Origin of the sequence: Sphingomonas pokkalii, assembly GCF_003096275.1 — a bacterium.
Classification (GTDB): Bacteria; Pseudomonadota; Alphaproteobacteria; order Sphingomonadales; family Sphingomonadaceae; genus Sphingomonas; species Sphingomonas pokkalii.
Window position 1 is genome coordinate 1 of record NZ_QENQ01000006.1, and the last position, 230, is coordinate 230.

The window sequence follows — 230 nt, forward strand, 5'->3', positions numbered from 1 at the left end:
GCGCTGGACCATCGCACGCCGGAGGACCGGGCGGCGAGCGCGGCGCTGGCCAGGGTGCGGATCGATGCCGGTGTGCCGGTGCCGCTGCTGCCCGATCTGTTCCTGGCGGCCGCGGCGCGCCATCCTGCGGCACCGGCGCTCCACTGCGGTGCGCAGACGATGGACTATGCCGCGCTGCGCAGCCGGGCACTGGCCGTCGCCCACCAGCTTGCCGCCCGCGGCGCCCGGCC

The 230-nt window shown here is 77.8% G+C and carries 1 protein-coding gene; it reads left to right on the forward strand.

From position 1 onward, the window contains the following. The coding region (locus DD559_RS19925; RefSeq protein WP_165831179.1) for a hypothetical protein at positions 1-230 on the forward strand (230 nt) is incomplete at both ends.